Here is a 15,575-nt window from a genome sequence, read left to right as displayed (position 1 = left end):
TGCGACGCCCGCCCCGGGCCGGAGAGGTGTTACCGTGGAATCCCGTGGATCGCGTGATCACTTTGCTGATCGGCACGGCGGTTCGCACGACCGCTACGGACGACACGGGAGCAGGCCTTGGCCCCTTCAGCACGGACGACCAGGCACATTTTCGTCACCGGGGGCGTTGCCTCCTCGCTGGGCAAGGGCCTCACCGCCTCCAGCCTCGGCAATCTGCTCACCGCGCGCGGGCTGCGCGTGGTGATGCAGAAGCTCGACCCGTACCTCAACGTCGACCCGGGGACGATGAACCCGTTCCAGCACGGTGAGGTCTTCATCACCGAGGACGGCGCTGAGACCGACCTCGACGTCGGGCACTACGAGCGCTTCCTCGACCGCGACCTGTCCGGTAAGGCGAACGTCACCACCGGCCAGATCTACTCGGACGTGATCGCCAAGGAGCGGCGCGGCGAGTACCTGGGCGACACCGTCCAGGTGATCCCGCACATCACCAACGAGATCAAGTCCCGGATCCTCGGCATGGCCGACCCGGACGGCGACGGCCAGATCCCGGACGTGGTGATCACCGAGGTGGGTGGCACCGTCGGCGACATCGAGTCGCTGCCGTTCCTGGAGGCGATCCGCCAGGTCCGCCACGACCTGGGCCGGGACAACTGCTTCTACCTGCACGTCTCGCTGGTGCCGTACCTGGCGCCCTCCGGCGAGCTGAAGACGAAGCCGACCCAGCACTCGGTGGCCCAGCTGCGCAACATCGGCATCCAGCCCGACGCGATCGTGCTGCGCTGCGACCGGGAGATCCCGGAGAAGCTCAAGGAGAAGCTCTCGCTCTACTGCGACGTGGACCGGGAGGCGGTCGTCGCCGCCCCGGACGCGCCGAGCATCTACGACATCCCGAAGGTGCTGCACCGCGAGGGCCTCGACGCGTACGTGGTGCGCCGGCTCGGCCTCTCCTTCCGTGACGTCGACTGGGCCAGCTGGGACGACCTGCTGGACCGGGTGCACCAGCCGCACCACACGGTGACCGTCGCGGTGGTCGGCAAGTACGTCGACCTGCCCGACGCGTACCTGTCGGTGAGCGAGGCGATCCGGGCCGCCGGCTTCGGCCACCGGGCCCGGGTGCAGCTGCGCTGGGTGCCCAGCGACGACTGCGTCACCCCGGCGGGCGCCGCGGCGGCCCTGGCCGGCGCGGACGGCATCGTCATCCCGGGCGGCTTCGGCGTGCGCGGCATCGAGGGCAAGATCGGCACCGCCCGGTACGCCCGCGAGAACGGCATCCCGCTGCTCGGCCTCTGCCTCGGCCTGCAGTGCATGACCATCGAGGTGGCCCGTCACCTGGCCGGCCTGGACGGCGCCAACTCGCTGGAGTTCGACGAGGAGGCCAAGCACCCGGTCATCGCCACCATGGCCGACCAGGAGGACATCGTCGCCGGCAAGGGCGACCTGGGCGGCACCATGCGGCTCGGGGCGTACCCGGCGACGCTGGCCGAGGGCTCGCTCGTCGCCGAGGCGTACGGCAGCACCGAGGTCAGCGAGCGGCACCGGCACCGCTACGAGGTGAACAACGCCTACCGCGACCAGCTCACCAGGGCCGGCCTGCACGTCTCCGGCACCTCGCCGGACGGCCGGCTGGTCGAGTTCATCGAGCTGGACCGGAGCCTGCACCCGTTCTTCGTGGCCACCCAGGCGCACCCGGAGGTGAAGAGCCGCCCGACCCGCCCGCACCCGCTCTTCGCGGCGTTCGTGAAGGCGGCCGTGGCGTACTCGGAGGCCGACCAGCTGCCGGTGGACCTGGACGCGATGGCGGAGGCCCCGACGGCGAAGAAGGCGTCCCGCAACGGCGCCACGGCGAAGGCGGCGTCCGCCTCGTGAGCGCCGTCGAGCACCGCTACGAGCTGCGCGACCGGCAGGAGCGCTTCCAGGGCCGGATCTTCTCCGTGGTCACCGACGAGGTGACCATGCCCGGCGGCGACACCGCGAAGCGGGACTACGTCCGGCACGTCGGCGCGGTCGCCGTGGTGGCCCTCGACGACGCCGGCCAGGTGGTGCTCGTCCGGCAGTACCGGCAGCCGGTGGGGCGGCACCTCTGGGAGCTGCCCGCCGGGCTGATGGACGTCGACGGCGAGCCGCTGCCGGCGGCCGCCGCCCGCGAGCTGGCCGAGGAGGCCGACCTGACCGCCGGCACCCTCGACCTGCTGGTCGACGTGCACACCTCGCCGGGCTTCTCCGACGAGGTGGTCCGGGTCTTCCTCGCCCGCGACCTCGCCGACGTGCCGGCCGAGGCGCGGCACGAGCGCCGCGACGAGGAGGCCGACATCCAGATCGTCCGGCTCGACCTGGACGAGGCGGTCGGCATGGTGCTGGCCGGGGAGATCACCAACGGTCCGTGCGTGGCCGGGCTGCTCGCCGCCGCCCGGGCCCGCGACGCCGGCTGGTCGGCGCTGCGCCGGGCCGACGCCCCACTGCCCCGCTGACGGGTACGCCCCCGAAGGGCCGCGCGGTTCGCCGCGCGGCCCTTCCGCGTCTCTGGCCGGGGACCGGCGCGCACTGAGCGTGACGGCGACGAGCCGGCGACGACGAGGAGCGAGCGGCGGCGGGCACCGAGCGCGGCGGGTTGGACACCCGGCGTGTCGCCTGCGGGTTCCGCCCGGCGGTACCCGTCGCGCGGTGCGACGATGAGGGCGAACGCCGAGCGGGGGAGCCGGGCCCGCACGCCTGACACATCGTCAGGCGGATCGGGCACCGGATGTCACTGTGCTGGGCCCCGGAGGGTGCTCCCGCGCCTAGACTGCCGCCGGCGGGACCGGTCGACCGCGCCGGCAATGGGGCCGGAGCGGGGCCGAGCAGTCGGGGGTGAGCTGCCCCGAAGAGAGGTGTCTGCATCGTGAAGGTCGGAATCCCACGCGAGGTCAAGAACCACGAGTACCGCGTGGCGATCACGCCGGCGGGCGTCAACGAGTTCACCCGCCACGGTCACGAGGTCTTCGTCGAGTCCGGCGCCGGTGTCGGGTCGACCATCAGCGACGACGAGTTCGCCGCGGCCGGCGCCAAGATCCTCGGCACCGCCGACGAGGTGTGGGACACCGCGGATCTGGTGCTCAAGGTCAAGGAGCCGATCGCGGAGGAGTACCACCGCATGCGCGAGGGGCAGGTGCTCTTCACCTACCTGCACCTGGCCGCCTCCAAGGAGTGCACCGACGCGCTGGTCGACCGGAAGGTCACCGGCATCGCGTACGAGACCGTCGAGATGCCCGACCGGTCGCTGCCGCTGCTCGCCCCGATGTCCGAGGTGGCCGGCCGGCTCGCCCCGCAGGTGGGCGCCTTCTACATGATGCGCACCGGCGGTGGCCGGGGCGTGCTCCCCGGCGGCGTCTCCGGCGTGTACGCGGCCAAGACCGTGGTCATCGGCGCCGGTGTCTCCGGCCTGAACGCCGCGGCGATCGCCCTGGGCCTGCAGTCCGAGGTGCTGCTGCTGGACAAGAACGTCGCCCGGCTGCGCCAGGCCGACGCCATCTACCGGGGCCACCTGCAGACCGTCGCCTCCAACGCGTACGAGATCGAGCGGGCCGTGGTCGACGCGGACCTGGTCATCGGCGCGGTCCTCGTCCCGGGCGCGAAGGCCCCGAAGCTGATCTCCAACGAGCTGGTCTCCCGGATGAAGCCGGGCAGCGTGCTCGTCGACATCGCCATCGACCAGGGCGGCTGCTTCGAGGACTCGCGTCCCACCACGCACGCCGACCCGGTCTACAAGGTGCACGAGTCGATCTTCTACTGCGTGGCGAACATGCCCGGCGCGGTGCCGAACACCAGCACCTACGCGCTGACCAACGTCACCCTGCCGTACGCGCTGGAGCTGGCCAACCAGGGCTGGCGCGAGGCGCTGCGCCGCGACCCGGCCCTGGCGCTGGGCCTGAACACCCACGACGGCCAGGTCGTCTACGGCCCGGTCGCCGAGGCGCACGGCATGCCGACCCTGCCGCTGGCCGAGGTGCTGGCCTGACCGCTGCACCGGACACCGCCGGCGCGGGCGTCACGCCCGCGCCGGCCCTGCGCCGTGTCGTCCGTGGCTACCTCGACCACCTGACCGTCGAGCGTGGGCTGTCGGCGAACACGCTCGCCTCGTACCGTCGGGACCTGGAGCGGTACCTCGACACCCTGGCGGTCGCCGGGGTGACCGACCTGGCCGCCGTCGGACCGGGGCAGGTCGAGGCGCACCTGGCCCGGCTGCGGGCCGGGGACGACGGCCACCCGCCGCTGGCGGTCTCCTCCGCGGCCCGGGCGGCCTCCGCCGTGCGCGGGCTGCACCGCTTCGCGCTGCGCGAGGGGCTGGCCGGCGCCGACCCCAGCCGCGACGTCCGGCCGCCCACGCCGCCCCGCCGGCTGCCCCGGGCGCTGCCGGTCGACGACGTGGTCCGGCTGCTGGAGACCGTCGGGGCGGTGACCGCCGCCGGCGACGGTGCCGCCCTCGCGCTGCGCGACCGGGCGCTGTTGGAGTTCCTCTACGGCACCGGCGCGCGGATCTCCGAGGCGGTCGGCGCGGCCGTGGACGACCTCGACGTCGACGAGGGCACCGCGCTGCTGCGCGGCAAGGGCGGGCGCACCCGGCTGGTCCCGATCGGCGGGTACGCCGTCGAGGCGCTGCGCGCCTGGCTGGTCCGGGCCCGGCCCGCGCTGGTCGCGGCCGGGCGGGGCACCCCGGCGGTCTTCGTCAACGCCCGCGGCGGCGGGCTGACCCGGCAGGGCGCCTGGACGATCCTGCGCCGCGCCGCCGAGCGCGCCGGGCTGCCGGTGGACGGGCCCCACGCGGTGTCCCCGCACACCCTGCGTCACTCGTACGCCACCCACCTGCTCGACGGCGGCGCCGACGTGCGGGTGGTGCAGGAACTGCTCGGCCACGCCTCGGTGACCACCACCCAGGTGTACACGTTGGTCACCGTGGAGCGGCTGCGCGAGGTGTACGCCACCGCGCATCCCCGCGCCCGCGGCTGACCGGGGCGCCACGGGTCGGTCGGGCGGGACGGCCGACACGCCGGACCGGTACCGAACGCGCTGCTGGTGAGTGGCGTACAGTCGGCATCGGCGCGGACCTCCTGGGGCGACATCCGGGGTGCGCAGCGGCGCCGCGCAGGACGTCGGACGGCTCCGACGCCGGGTGGTCGTCGGGAGGGGGCAACGAGGACATGGCTGGCAACGGTGACCGTGCCGACGCCTGGACGTCGGAGCTCCGCGAGCAGCAGGCGTCGCTCGGCGCGGACCTGGGTCCGGCGGACCCGGCCGCCTACACGATGCGCAAGCCGATCCCCGAGCCGATGCCGACCGACCGGCACGGGCCGGCGCGGATCATCGCGATGGCCAACCAGAAGGGCGGCGTCGGGAAGACCACGACGACGATCAACCTGGGCGCCGCGCTCGCCGAGTACGGCCGCAAGGTGCTGCTGGTCGACTTCGACCCGCAGGGCGCGCTCTCGGTCGGCCTCGGGGTCAACCCGCACAACCTCGACCTGTCGGTCTACAACCTGCTCATGCAGGACGACGTCACCGCCGAGGACGTCCTGATCAAGACCGACGTCGCCGGGCTGCACCTGCTGCCCGCCAACATCGACCTCTCCGCCGCGGAGATCCAGCTGGTCAACGAGGTCGCCCGGGAGATGGCCCTGGCCCGGGTGCTGCGGACCGTCCGCAAGGAGTACGACTACATCCTGATCGACTGCCAGCCCTCGCTGGGCCTGCTGGCGATCAACGCGCTCACCGTGGCGCACGGCGTGCTCATCCCGCTGGAGTGCGAGTTCTTCAGCCTGCGCGGGGTGGCGCTGCTGCTCGACACCATCGACAAGGTGCGCGAGCGGCTCAACTTCGACCTGGAGCTCGAAGGCATCCTCGCCACCATGTACGACAGCCGCACCACCCACTGCCGGCAGGTGCTCCAGCGGGTGGTCGAGGCGTTCGGCGACAAGGTCTACCAGACGGTCATCACCAAGACGGTGAAGTTCCCGGAGTCCACGGTGGCCGGTGCGCCGATCACCACCCTCGACCCGGCCTCGTCGGGGGCGCGCAACTACCGGCAGCTGGCCCGTGAGGTGATCGCCGCCCAGGCCGACCGGTAGGTCGGGGTGCACCTTGCCGCCGGTGCACCCGGGGCGTGGACTACGGTCGTCCGGTGACCGCGCCACCCCTGGACCCGCCGACGACCCCGGAGCAGCCGCCCGTGCTGGCCGCCGAGGCCGCCGCCGAGGTGGCCACCGACCCGGCCGGCGTGCCGCAGGCCGCGGAGAGCACCGGCTTCACCGTGCGGCTGGCGAACTTCACCGGGCCGTTCGACCTGTTGCTGCAACTGATCGGCAAGCACAAGCTCGACGTCACCGAGGTGGCCCTGCACAAGGTCACCGACGAGTTCATCGCGTACATCCGGGCGATGGGCGACCAGTGGGACCTGGACGAGGCGAGCGAGTTCCTGCTCATCGCGGCCACCCTGCTCGACCTGAAGGCGGCCCGGCTGCTGCCCGCCGCCGAGGTCGAGGACGAGGAGGACCTGGCCCTGCTGGAGGCGCGGGACCTGCTCTTCGCCCGGCTGTTGCAGTACAAGGCGTACAAGGAGGCGGCGGCGCACATCGCCGAGCTGGAGGCGGTGGGCGGCCGGCGCTACCCGCGGGCGGTCACCCTGGAGCCCCGGTACGCCGAGGCGCTGCCCGACCTGGTCCTCGGCATCGGCCCGGAGCGGCTGCTCAAGCTCGCGATCCGGGCGATGACCCCGAAGCCGACGCCCGAGGTCTCCATCGCGCACGTGCACATGGTGCGGGTCAGCGTCCGGGAGCACGCGGCGATCCTCACCGAGCGGCTGCGCCGCGCCGGCACCGCCACCTTCTCGCTGCTCTGCGCCGACTGCGAGATCACCCTGGAGGTGGTGGCCCGCTTCCTGGCGCTGCTGGAGCTGTACCGGGAGGGGCTGGTCTCCTTCGTGCAGGACCAGGCCCTGGAGGAGCTGACGGTCCGCTGGACCGGCCCCGCCGACGGCGACACCGACCTGCACATCGACGAGTACGCCGGTTCCCCCGCCGAACCCGCCCCCGCCGATCCGTCGGCCACGAGCCCGGCTGGCGGCGGGCCCTCCGCGGGTTCGTCGTCCCCGGACGTGGGCGGCGCGGGCCCGTCGTCCCCGGACCTGGCCGGTGCTGGCTCGTCCGCCGGCTCGTCGTCCCCGGACGTGGGGGGTGCTGGCTCGTCGTCCTCGGAGGTGGGCGGTGCTGGACCATTGTTCACGGACCCGGCCGGGGTCGGTCCGTCCGCCGGCCTGCCGCCCGGCGAGCCGCCGTCGTGACCGGTCGACGTCGCCGTGATCGACTCCGTTCCGGCGTTGTGGCGGTGTCGGGGCGGGCCGGACACCGCCACATCGCGGACCTGGAGTGGATCATGCCGCCGCACCCGGGGCGCAGCCGAGGAGCCGACGCAGGAGGAACAGGGTGACCAGTGACGAGGAGCGCCGGAGCTCGCTGGCCGACCAGGCCGCCGCGTGGATCCCACCGTGGCAGCGCCCCACCCCGCCCGACGAACCCACCGATGGCGCCGCCCCGGCCGACGCCGACGCGGACGCCGCCGACGTAGAGGCCGCCGAGGCCGAGACTGACGCCGAGGCTGTCATCGTCGACGCTGCCGACCCCGACGCCAACCCCAACCCAGACGCCGCTGCCGCTGTCGCCCCCGCCTCGGTGCCCGCCGAGCGGCCGGGGGCCGAGATCTTGGACACTTACCCTTCGACAGAAACGGAAACTGTCCAAGATCTCGCCGATGGCGACCCCGCACCGGTGCCGCCCGCCGGGCCTGCGGTGACCGGTCACGGCGAGCCGACGGAACCGACCGACGTCGGTGCGGCCAACGTCCGGCGGACCGACGCCGGTGAGACCGACGCTGACGCCACGAGCGCCGGTGGGGCCGACGTCGGAGGAAGCGACGCCGGCAGGCCCGGCGCCGAGCCGGCCGGCGCGGGCACTGACCGGGCAGCACCACCCGTTGCCGACCCGGACGCCGCCGGGTCGGCCGAGGACCTGCCCGGGGCGGGCGCGGCTGCCCGCGTACCCGGGAAACAGCCGGCGTCCCGGCGGCGGGCGACGCCCGCGCCGGAGCCGGCGCCGGTGTTGGACGACGCGGAGCTGCGCGGCGCGCTGGAGGCTATCCTGCTGGTGGTGGACGAGCCGGTCAGCGAGTTGACCCTGGCCCAGGTGCTGGAGCAGCCCGCCGAGCGGGTCGGGCCGATGCTGGACGAGATCGCCGCCGGCTACACCGCCGCCGGGCACGGTTTCGAGCTGCGCCGGGCCGCCGGTGGCTGGCGTCTCTACACCCGCCCGGAATACGCCACCTACGTGGAACGGTTCGTACTTGACGGGCAGTCGGTACGGCTGACCCAGGCCGCGCTGGAGACGCTCGCGGTGATCGCCTACAAACAGCCGGTCACCCGTTCGCGGATCTCTGCCATCCGGGGTGTGAACTGCGACGGGGTGATCCGTACGCTGGTCTCCCGCGGGCTGGTCGAGGAGTGCGGCACCGAACCGGACAGCGGGGCGTTCCTCTACCGGACCACCACGATGTTCCTGGAGAAGCTGGGGCTGAACTCGGTGGCCGACCTGCCCCCGCTCGCCCCGTTCCTCCCCGACGACGTAGAAGAGCTTGCCGATGCGACGCGATGACCGTGCCCCGAAGCCCGACGCCCCCGTGTACGAGGGGACCGAGCGCCTGCAGAAGGTGCTCGCCGCCGCCGGCGTGGGCTCCCGACGGGCCTGCGAGGACCTGATCTTCCGGCGCCGGGTGACCGTGAACGGCCGGGTCGCCCAGCTCGGCGACAAGGTCGACCCCGCCACCGCCGTGATCCACGTCGACGGCGAGCGCCTCCAGGCAAACAACCGCCTGGTCTACGTGGCGATGAACAAGCCGCGCGGGGTGGTCACCACCATGGCGGACGAGAAGGGACGCAACGAGCTCGCCGACTTCATCGGCAACCGGCTGGAGCAGCGGGTCTACCACGTCGGGCGGCTCGACGCGGACAGCGAGGGCCTGCTGCTGCTCACCAACGACGGCACCCTCGCCCACAAGCTCATGCACCCGTCGTACGAGGTGCTCAAGACCTACCTCGCCGAGGTGGCCGGGCCGATCCCGCGCAACCTGGGCAAGCGGCTGATGGCCGGGGTGGAGCTGGAGGACGGGCCGGTCAAGGTCGACTCGTTCAAGGTGGTGGACACCCTGGGCAAGACCGCCCAGGTGGAGCTGAGCCTGCACGAGGGGCGCAAGCACATCGTCCGGCGGTTGCTGGCCGAGGTGGGGCACCCGGTGTCCCGGCTGGTGCGTACCGCGATCGGGCCGATCCGGCTGGGTGACCTGCGTACCGGGCGGATCCGGCGGTTGACCAACGCCGAGGTCGCCGCCCTGTTCAAGGCCGTGGGTGACTGACCCCGGCGAACCGGGTATCGGTGCCGGTAGGCTTCGTCGCGGCCGATGGGCCGGCGGGTGGCGTGGGTCGCCCCCGACGGTGTTTCGCGCGGCCACCCGCGAGGCGCGGGCATGATTGACGATGGACAACCGCTCAACGGCGCCGGAGACACCGGCGACCCGCGAGGTACGGGCTATAGGAGGACAACGGTGGAGGAAAACGTACGGGCCGTGCGCTGCGTGGTCGCTGTGGACGGGCCGTCCGGTTCGGGTAAGTCCACCGTCTCGCGGCGGCTCGCCGCCGGCCTCGGTGCCCGCTACCTCGACACGGGGGCCATGTACCGGGCGATCACCTGGGCCGTGCTGCGCTCCGGGGTCGACCTGACCGACGTCCAGTCGGTGGCCAAGGTCGCCGGCGAGGTCGACCTGCGCATCGGCACCGACCCGCAGGGGTACGGCGTGACCGCCGACGGCGTGAACGTCGACAGGGAGATCCGTGGCCCCGAGGTGACCGCTGCGGTCTCCGCCGTGGCCGCTGTGCCGGCGGTGCGGGAACTGCTCGTCGCCCGGCAGCGCCAGATGATCACCAACGCCGGCCGGATCGTGGTCGAGGGCCGCGACATCGGCTCGGTGGTGGCCCCCGACGCCGACCTGAAGGTCTACCTGACCGCCTCCGAGGCGGCCCGCGCCCAGCGGCGCAGCGCCGAGGACGCGGTCGACGTCGCGGCGACCGCCGCCGACCTGGCCCGCCGGGACAAGCTCGACTCGACCCGCAAGGTCAACCCCCTGCAGCAGGCTCCGGACGCGGTGGTGCTGGACACCACCGAGCTGGGCATCGACGAGGTCGTCGCCCGACTGCGCGACCTCCTCACCGAACGGGGGGTGGCATGAGCGAGGACAACGGCGGCTGGGTGGAGCTGCGGGAGCCGGACCTCGACGTCGAGGAGCCGTCCGGTCCGCAGCCGGTGGTGGCCGTGGTCGGCCGTCCCAACGTGGGCAAGTCGACGCTGGTCAACCGGATCATCGGCCGCCGCCAGGCGGTCGTGGAGGACGTTCCCGGGGTCACCCGGGACCGGGTTCCCTACGACGCGCAGTGGAGCGGCCGGGCGTTCACCGTGGTGGACACCGGCGGTTGGGAGCCGGACGCCAAGGACCGGGCCGCGGCGATCGCCGCGCAGGCGGAGACGGCCGTGGCGACGGCCGACGTGGTGCTCTTCGTGGTCGACGCGATGGTCGGCTCGACCGATGTGGACGAGGCCGCGGTGAAGATGCTGCGGCGCAGCGCCAAGCCGGTCATCCTGGTGGCGAACAAGACCGACAACACCGCCATCGAGATGGAGGCGACCTCGCTCTGGTCGCTCGGCCTCGGCGAGCCGTACCCGGTCTCCGCGCTGCACGGTCGGGGTTCCGGCGAGCTGCTCGACGCCATCATGGAGGCCCTGCCCGAGGCACCGAAGATCATCGAGAACCGGCCCCGCGGCCCGCGCCGCGTGGCGCTCGTCGGGCGTCCCAACGTCGGCAAGTCCAGCCTGCTCAACCGGTTCTCCGGTGAGGAGCGGGCGGTGGTCGACGCGGTCGCCGGCACCACCGTCGACCCGGTCGACAGCCTGGTCGAGATCGGCGGCGACGTCTGGCAGCTGGTGGACACCGCGGGCCTGCGCAAGCGGGTCGGCAAGGCCAGCGGCACCGAGTACTACGCCAGCCTGCGCACCGCCTCGGCCATCGAGGCGGCCGAGGTGGCGGTGGTGCTGCTCGACTCCAGCGAGCCGATCAGCGAGCAGGACCAGCGGATCCTGTCCATGGTCACCGAGGCCGGGCGGGCCCTGGTCATCGCCTTCAACAAGTGGGACCTGGTCGACGCCGACCGCCGGTACTACCTGGACAAGGAGATCGACCGGGAGCTGCGCCGCATCCCCTGGGCGATCCGGCTGAACCTGTCGGCCCAGACCGGCCGGGCGGTGGACAAGCTCGCGCCGGCGCTGCGCAAGGCGCTGGCGAGCTGGGAGACCCGGGTGCCGACCGCGCAGCTCAACCAGTGGCTGACCGCGCTGGTCCAGGCCACCCCGCACCCGGTGCGCGGTGGTCGGGCGCCGAAGATCCTCTTCGCCACCCAGGCGGGAGTCGCGCCGCCGCGCTTCGTGCTCTTCACCACCGCGCCGCTGGACGCCGGCTACCAGCGCTTCGTGGAGCGCAAGCTGCGCGAGGAGTTCGGCTTCGAGGGCAGCCCGGTGGAGATCTCGGTACGCCCGCGCAAGAAGCTCGGCCCCGGCGGTCGCGGCAAGGCGCACGGCTGACCCGTACCGTTCCGATCGCCGGGTGGAGCCTCTGCTCCACCCGGCGTTCTCTTTCCTAGGACGCTCCAGGGGGAGTGGCGTGGGACGCCGCGACGCGGGAGGGGCCTGTGCGCGTGGTGCGAAGATCCTGCGCTAAGCTGTACCGGCTGCCGCGGGGGAGACCACGCGGGGGCATCGGGACGTGGCGCAGCTTGGTAGCGCACTTGACTGGGGGTCAAGGGGTCGTCGGTTCGAATCCGGCCGTCCCGACAGCACGTGAGGGGCCATCTCGGAAGATCGAGACGGCCCCTTTGTCGTACCTGGGCGACCAACTGAGTGACCACGCCTCAGCCCCGGAGATCCCGTCCATGGCGGCTGCGCTGCTCAGGAGCTGCGACGCGACTTCTTGATCCTGGTGTCGCCGTCGGCGCGGACCGAGCGCCACACCTGGATGGTCGGCGGTGTCCCGGAATCGGGGTGGCCTGGTGGCGGCATCGCTAGAGTGGCCGGCGGACAGCCGCTGCTGGATCGACGGCCGGCCAATGCGCACGTAACCTGCTTTCCAAGGCAGCGACGCCAGGCTCCGTGCGCGGCGTAGGGCTGGTGACAGCCAGGGAGGCGGCGACATGTCCGGCGCGCAGTTGTACGACACCCTCGGAGCCACTTACACCGTGACGCGGCGCACCGAACCGCGGATCGCCGCAAGGGTCTGGGCTGCGCTCGGCGATGCGCGGACGGTAGTGAATGTCGGGGCTGGTACCGGCTCCTACGAGCCGGCCGACCGTGACGTCACTGCGGTGGAACCGTCGGCGCTCATGCGTGCGCAGCGCCCCGCAGGCGCAGCGCCGTGCCTGGCTGCCGCCGCGGAGAGCCTTCCGTTCGAGGACCAGTCCTTCGACGCAGCGATGGCTTTTGCCACCATCCATCACTGGCAGGACCCGATCGCGGGCCTGCGCGAGATGCGGCGCGTTGCTCGCCGCGTGGTGGTGTTCACGCACGACACAAGTGACACCGGATGGCTTCGTCGGTTCTGGCTCACTCGCGACTACCTTCCTGAAGTCGCGGACATCCTTGTTGGCCGGCCTCCGCTGACCGAGCTGGCCAGCGCGATCGGAGCCCGCCTGGAGCCGGTGCTGATCCCGTGGGACTGCGTTGACGGCTTCTTCGAGGCCTACTGGCGCCGGCCCGAGGCATATCTGGACGAGAAGGTCCGTCGCGGGGTGTCGGTCTGGGCCAGAGTCGGGCCGGATGCCGAGCAGAGGGCAGTGCAGAGCCTCCGTGATGACCTCGCCTCAGGTCGGTGGGCAGAGCGCAACCGCGACCTCGTCGATCTCGATGCAGCAGAGCTCGGCCTTCGCCTGCTTATCGCCTGAATCCGCCACGCCGCTCCGACCCCAGCGCTGAATTCGCCGGCTGGTTGCGTCACCAGCAGCGTCAGGCCAAGAGCATGCGGAAGGAAGGCCAGTCCGCCCGTGACATGATTGCGCCCATGGGGAAGCAGCAGGACGTCGGCGGGCCCGATGGTCAACGCGGGTCAGGTACCACCGCCCACCATGGGAGCGGCGGCAGCGTCGACGAGCGGCTTGCCATCGCGCAGGACCCCGCAACGCCACAGATGACCCTCTTCGACCTGGCGTCCGACCCGTCGGCCGTGGTCCGTAAGGCGGTTGCGGCCCGGACCGATGCCCCCGCGCAGGCGCTGCGACCGCTGACCCGGGACCATGATCGTCAGGTCCGGGAGGCGGTGGCGAGAAACCCTTCGACCTCGGTCGCCAATCTCCTGCGTCTCGTCAAAGACGCCGACCGGTGGGTCCGCTGGGCGGTCGCCGGCAACCCGGCTTGCGACGAGTCAGTTCGCCGGGTGATGTCAGAGACACCCGACAAGGAGCTTCGTGGTCTCCTCGCGGAGATGCGGGAGTTGGAGCCCGAACTGGCCGCCAGGCTGATCGACGACGTCTCGCCCGAGGTACGGGAACGGCTCGCCACCCACACCCACGACCCCGACGTGATCACCGCCCTGATGGCCGATCGCACCGTACGCGTCCGCAAGGGGGTCGCCCGCAACCCGCGGACCACCGCCGAGCAGCGCACGGCTCTTGCCCAGGACCCCGTGGTCGACGTCCGTGTCGCGCTGGTCCGCGCGGTCCAGCTGGACGAGGCGGATCTGGAACGCCTGGTTCGCGACCGTTCGGTGCAGGTCCGACTGGCAATGGCAACATCCGAGGTCATCCCGCCGCACATCCGGCGGGCCCTCGAAAGCGATCCCGACGATATGGTGGCCGGCGCGGCGCGCGATTTTCGCCCGGCGTCTGGCAGCTCCCCGGTGATAAGGGCTCCCCGCGTCGGTCACCGGCGCTCCGGGAGTGGCCCAGGTCGACCGGGCGGCGCTGCCCGCTAAGGGCCGGCGGCACGTCCGCCACGGCTCAGCAGGGACGTGTGGCGGTAAGAGCGACCCCACGTCGTACCGCTCAATGGCGTCGACAACTGGCTGTACCCGCTGCTCGGCCCGTATCGGATCCGCCTTGTTGATGCGGGGACAGGAGGGCTGAGATCCCGGAGAATGGGGCCGTGCCCTCGGAACAGGAAGCAATTCAGCGCCTGCGAAACGCGCTCGTGCGAGACCCCTACCACTCCGAGCGGTGTCCGCAGACGTGACCCGCGCCTCCGTTGCTCCTCGGAGGTGAGACGTGCGCAGCCGATATCGCGGTGTGGGGCCAGGGATGGTGTGGCGAGAAGGCCGGGAGGCCTACGAGCGGCTTCGCACCTATTTCATCATCGCGGTCCAGGCGGGTGTGGCGGCCGGTCTGTCCTGGTTCATTGCAGACGACCTCCTGCACAACTCGCAGGCCCTGTTTGCACCCGCCGCCGCGATCGGCACGATCGCGGCGGCTCTTGGCAATCGGATCAGGAGAGCGGCGGAACTCATCGTCGGGGTGTTCGTTGGAGTGTTGACCGGAGAGTTGATCATCCAGGTCATCGGGACGGGACCTGTACAGACCGGCCTGATCGTGGCATTCGCGATCTCGTCGGCAGCCGTGATTCGCGGGGGCGGTGCCGTCATGGTGCATGCGGGAAGTACCGCCCTGCTGCTGGGAACGCTGGCTGCGGAACAGTCGCATCTCTCCGTGGCGCGGACCGTCAACGGGCTGGTCGGAGGGGTGACGGCCATCGCCGTGGCGCTGCTGATCCTGCCGGCCAACCCCGTGCGCGTCGTACATCGCTCAGCCGGTCCGACGCTGGATATCTTCGCCCGTGAGCTCACGGCTGTCGCTCAGGCGTTGGAGCAGCGTGACCTTCAACAGGCGGAGGGCGCCTCGCATCGCTTGGCTGCGGCAGAGATGGAAAGAAACAAGACGATCGAGATGGTCGCTGCGGCGGGGGAGATCGCGGTTCTCTCACCTTGGCGGTGGCGACGATTGGGCGTCCTGCGCAGGTACCAGCACGCCTCCAAGCACCTCCAATGCGCCTACTCCAACAGCCGTGAGTTGGCGCACTGGGTCGCATCGGCGGTACGGCTACGTGAGCCGATACCGGCCAGCCTTCCAGCGTCGATCGAGCACTTGGGCCAGGCGGTGAGGCTGCTGCATCGCGATTTCCTCGCCGGTCGAGAGCCTGAACGTTCGCGCGCGCGGGCGCAACAGGCCATCGAGAAGGCCAACCAAGCCTGCGCCGAAGATGTTGAGTTCTGCGGGAGGGTTCTCGCTTCGCGGCTGCGCCTTGCCATCAGCGAAGTGCTTCAAGCATCCGGAGTGCCGAAGGCAGAGGCGAATCAGCAGGCGGGGTTGGCTGCCGACGCGAGCTGATGAAGCAACCTGTGATGTCGTCTTGACGCCTGCCGAAGCGAGGGCATGCAAGTCGATACAGGCAGAGATGAACTGTCGGTCGCGCGCA

General features: G+C 71.9%; 12 protein-coding genes, 1 tRNA gene and 1 pseudogene. All 14 read left to right on the top strand.

Features of this window, described 5'->3' with window-relative positions; translation table 11 throughout:
* The first annotated feature begins 117 nt into the window (after nucleotides 1–117).
* Complete coding sequence (locus tag V6U89_RS22400; protein ID WP_334573309.1) at nucleotides 118–1,869, top strand: CTP synthase; 1,752 nt, start codon at nucleotides 118–120, stop codon at nucleotides 1,867–1,869.
* Nucleotides 1,866–2,471 (top strand): NUDIX hydrolase, encoded by a 606-nt coding sequence (locus tag V6U89_RS22395; protein WP_334573308.1) that lies wholly within the window; start codon nucleotides 1,866–1,868, stop codon nucleotides 2,469–2,471. The genes V6U89_RS22400 and V6U89_RS22395 overlap by 4 nt, the downstream gene beginning before the upstream one ends.
* 410 nt (nucleotides 2,472–2,881) lie before the next feature.
* Nucleotides 2,882–3,997, top strand: coding sequence for an alanine dehydrogenase (gene ald / locus V6U89_RS22390; RefSeq protein WP_334573307.1), 1,116 nt, complete (start codon nucleotides 2,882–2,884; stop codon nucleotides 3,995–3,997).
* A complete protein-coding gene (locus tag V6U89_RS22385; RefSeq protein ID WP_334573324.1) occupies nucleotides 3,994–4,986 on the top strand; it encodes a site-specific tyrosine recombinase XerD in 993 nt (330 codons plus the stop codon). Before ald ends, V6U89_RS22385 begins: the two co-directional genes overlap by 4 nt.
* Before the next feature lie 191 nt (nucleotides 4,987–5,177).
* Nucleotides 5,178–6,101: a ParA family protein gene (locus V6U89_RS22380; RefSeq protein WP_154937924.1), complete on the top strand. Its 924-nt coding sequence runs from the start codon at nucleotides 5,178–5,180 to the stop codon at nucleotides 6,099–6,101.
* Nucleotides 6,102–6,154: 53 nt separating this feature from the next.
* The gene (locus tag V6U89_RS22375; RefSeq protein ID WP_334573306.1) at nucleotides 6,155–7,312 is read left to right on the top strand and encodes a segregation and condensation protein A; all 1,158 of its coding nucleotides are present in this window, start codon (nucleotides 6,155–6,157) and stop codon (nucleotides 7,310–7,312) included.
* Nucleotides 7,313–7,700: 388 nt separating this feature from the next.
* Nucleotides 7,701–8,675, top strand: coding sequence for an SMC-Scp complex subunit ScpB (gene scpB / locus V6U89_RS30240; RefSeq protein ID WP_442933972.1), 975 nt, complete (start codon nucleotides 7,701–7,703; stop codon nucleotides 8,673–8,675).
* A complete protein-coding gene (locus tag V6U89_RS22365; RefSeq protein WP_334573305.1) occupies nucleotides 8,662–9,432 on the top strand; it encodes a pseudouridine synthase in 771 nt (256 codons plus the stop codon). The genes scpB and V6U89_RS22365 overlap by 14 nt, the downstream gene beginning before the upstream one ends.
* Before the next feature lie 189 nt (nucleotides 9,433–9,621).
* A complete protein-coding gene (gene cmk / locus V6U89_RS22360) occupies nucleotides 9,622–10,302 on the top strand; it encodes a (d)CMP kinase (RefSeq protein WP_334573304.1) in 681 nt (226 codons plus the stop codon).
* On the top strand, nucleotides 10,299–11,705 hold the full coding sequence (der, locus tag V6U89_RS22355; protein ID WP_334573303.1) for a ribosome biogenesis GTPase Der: 1,407 nt from the start codon (nucleotides 10,299–10,301) through the stop codon (nucleotides 11,703–11,705). The genes cmk and der overlap by 4 nt, the downstream gene beginning before the upstream one ends.
* A gap of 175 nt (nucleotides 11,706–11,880) precedes the next feature.
* Nucleotides 11,881–11,954, top strand: a tRNA-Pro gene (locus V6U89_RS22350).
* A gap of 362 nt (nucleotides 11,955–12,316) precedes the next feature.
* Nucleotides 12,317–13,057, top strand: a pseudogene (locus V6U89_RS22345) (class I SAM-dependent methyltransferase); the annotation flags it as partial.
* A gap of 116 nt (nucleotides 13,058–13,173) precedes the next feature.
* A complete protein-coding gene (locus V6U89_RS22340; protein ID WP_334573302.1) occupies nucleotides 13,174–14,082 on the top strand; it encodes a hypothetical protein in 909 nt (302 codons plus the stop codon).
* A gap of 289 nt (nucleotides 14,083–14,371) precedes the next feature.
* Entirely contained in the window at nucleotides 14,372–15,487 is a 1,116-nt protein-coding gene (locus tag V6U89_RS22335) for an FUSC family protein (RefSeq protein WP_334573301.1), read from the top strand.
* Nucleotides 15,488–15,575: the final 88 nt, after the last annotated feature.

This window comes from Micromonospora sp. CPCC 206171 (assembly GCF_036906755.1).
Lineage (GTDB): Bacteria > Actinomycetota > Actinomycetes > Mycobacteriales > Micromonosporaceae > Micromonospora > Micromonospora purpureochromogenes.
This window is presented reverse-complemented; position numbering and strand designations above follow the sequence as displayed.